The sequence below is a fragment of the Flavobacterium aureirubrum genome, assembly GCF_038739835.1.
Taxonomy (GTDB): Bacteria; Bacteroidota; Bacteroidia; order Flavobacteriales; family Flavobacteriaceae; genus Flavobacterium; species Flavobacterium aureirubrum.
Genome location: NZ_JBCGDO010000093.1, coordinates 1 through 482, shown reverse-complemented (window position 1 = coordinate 482; position 482 = coordinate 1). Strand labels below are relative to the sequence as shown.

At 28.6% G+C, this 482-nt stretch carries 1 protein-coding gene; it reads left to right on the top strand.

Annotation, left to right across the window (positions count from 1 at the left end; all coding sequences use genetic code 11):
* Nucleotides 1–482, top strand: a 482-nt coding sequence (locus WFZ85_RS16085) for an IS982 family transposase (RefSeq protein ID WP_342697268.1), incomplete at both ends; no start/stop codon positions are given.

Genomic DNA, 482 nt, shown 5'->3' with positions numbered 1-482 from the left:
AGAATTAAAATTTGTAAAAATGAGTTTGAAACTGCTCCTTCAAAAGGGTTTTGTGCTTCTCAAAATAACTGGTTTTACGGATATAAATTACATGGAGTTTGTTCTATAGATGGTGTTTTTCATTCTTTAGATATTACAAAAGCAGAAGTTCACGACGTTCATTTTTTGAAAAACATAAAAAAGCAAATGTCTGATTGTGTGCTGCTTGGCGACAGAGGATACTTGTCCCAAAGCATTCAGTTAGATTTATTTCAAACGGTAAATATCAAATTGGAAACACCAAAAAGAAATAATCAAAAGGATTATAAGCCACAACCTTATATCTTTAGAAAATCAAGAAAAAGAATTGAAACATTATTTTCACAATTATGTGACCAGTTCAGAATTAGAAACAATTATGCTAAAACTTTTGAAGGTTTTAAAACAAGAATTTTAGCCAAAATAACAGCATTAACATTGGTTCAATATATCAATAAATTCAT